This window comes from Micromonospora sp. M51 (genome assembly GCF_018070305.1).
Lineage (GTDB): Bacteria > Actinomycetota > Actinomycetes > Mycobacteriales > Micromonosporaceae > Micromonospora > Micromonospora parva.
The window spans coordinates 1-1,817 of record NZ_JAGPXZ010001013.1; the positions used below are offsets into that span (position 1 = coordinate 1).

Annotated in this window: 1 protein-coding gene and 2 pseudogenes; all 3 read left to right on the plus strand. The window is 74.8% G+C overall.

Annotated elements, in window-relative coordinates:
• Positions 1 to 204, plus strand: a pseudogene (locus KBX53_RS31895) (16S/23S rRNA (cytidine-2'-O)-methyltransferase); the annotation flags it as partial.
• A gap of 91 nt (positions 205 to 295) precedes the next feature.
• Positions 296 to 1,180, plus strand: a complete 885-nt coding sequence (locus tag KBX53_RS31900) for an NAD kinase (protein ID WP_210863534.1) — start codon at positions 296 to 298, stop codon at positions 1,178 to 1,180.
• A gap of 158 nt (positions 1,181 to 1,338) precedes the next feature.
• Positions 1,339 to 1,817: pseudogene (locus KBX53_RS31905) on the plus strand (peptidase S8); the annotation flags it as partial.

The window sequence follows — 1,817 nt, forward strand, 5'->3', positions numbered from 1 at the left end:
GCGCGGCTCGGCCTCGGCCTGGCGGATGTGGCGGCCAGCCCGCTGCCCGGGCCGAGCGGCAACGTGGAGTTCTTCGTATGGTTGCGCCGGGGCGCACCACCGGCCGACCCGCAGCGGGTGCGGGCCGTGGTGGCGGCCGGGCCGGACGGCCCGACGACGACCGGCGACGTGCCGGACGGGGCGGCGGAGGAGGTCGCAGGGTGAACGCGCGCAGCGAGGGCACCGCGACGACACGCGGGTGTGGCGGGGCGACGGTGTCGCGGTGCCGCCCGGTCCAGGACGGGCGGGCGACCCGATGAGCCGGACCGCGCTGCTGGTGACCCACACCGGTCGTCGGCGCAGCACCGAGCACGCCCGGTCGGTCGCCGCCGACCTGATCGACGCGGGTTTCGAGGTACGGGTGGTCGCCGACGAGGCCGACGACCTCGACCTGCCCGGCGTGGTGCCGGTCGGCGGCCCGCAGGCCGCCGAGGGCGCCGAGATCGTCTTCGCGCTCGGTGGGGACGGCACCTTCCTGCGCGCCGCCGAGCTGGCCCGGCCGGCGAAGGCGCCGCTGCTCGGCATCAACCTCGGCAAGGTGGGCTTCCTGGCGGAGGCGGAGATCGACGACCTGGACACCGCCGTCCGGGACGTCGTCGGCCGCAACTACACCGTCGACGAGCGGCTGACCCTGGACGTCACCGCCGAGTTCGACGGCGGGCCGACCATCGAGTCGTGGGCGCTCAACGAGATCAGCATCGAGAAGGGCGAGCGTGCCCAGATGCTGGAGCTGCTCGTCGACGTGGACGGCCGGCCGCTGTCCCGCTACGGCTGCGACGGTGTCGTCTGCGCCACCCCAACCGGCTCCACCGCGTACGCGTTCTCCGGTGGCGGTCCGGTGGTCTGGCCGGAGGTGGAGGCGCTGCTGCTGGTGCCGATCAGCGCGCACGCGTTGTTCAGCCGCCCGTTGGTCACGGCCCCGACGTCCACCTTCGTGATCACCGTGGACCCGTTCACCACCCTCGCCGTGCTCTCCTGCGACGGCCGGCGGGTCTACGACCTGCCACCCGGCGCCCGGGTGACGGTGCGCCGCGGCGCCCTGCCGGTGCGCATCGTGCGGCTGCGCCCCCGCCCGTTCACCGACCGGCTGGTGGCCAAGTTCGACCTCCCCGTGCACGGGTGGCGCGGCAGCCGCCGGTGACCGCGGCACACACTGTCGGTGGATGTGCGGTGTCCACCTGACGACATGTCGCCGCTGCGGCGGCTGGCGACTAGTGACCTGGTGACGCGCGCCGTCGCAGACTCCGATCGGCCCTCATCTACGGATGGTGGGCCTGGAGGAGTAGAGGAGCGCATCGCATGCACTGGTCCCCCCGCTGGCTCGCCGTCGGCGCGGTCGGCGCGTTGGTGGTCGGCGTCGCCGCACCGGCGTCCGCCGACCCGCCCGCCCGGCCCACCGGCCCGACGTCGGGCACGCCCGCCCAGCACGCACCCGTCCGCATCACCCTGATCACCGGCGATCAGGTCGATCTGGTCCAGGCGGCACCCGGTCGGGTCGCCGCCACCGTCCACCCCGGCCCGGGGCGCAACCGGATCACCTTCCAGACCGTCGAGGCCGACGGCGGGTTGCGGGTGCTGCCCAGCGACGTCGTGCCGTACCTCTCCGCCGGGGTGCTCGACCCCGACCTGTTCGACGTCCAGGAGTTGGCGGCCGACGGGTACGGCGACGCCGCGCAGGCCACGTTGCCGCTGATCGTGCGCTACCAGGAGCCGGCCGCCGGACGGGTCAGGCCGCTGGCCGGCGCCATCGGCGCGCGTCCCCTGGGGAGCATCAACGG

Bases quoted from the DNA above. Each gene is read 5' to 3' on its own strand.
- KBX53_RS31900 (WP_210863534.1), top strand. From the start codon at position 296: ATGAGCCGGACCGCGCTGCTGGTGACCCACACCGGTCGTCGGCGCAGC.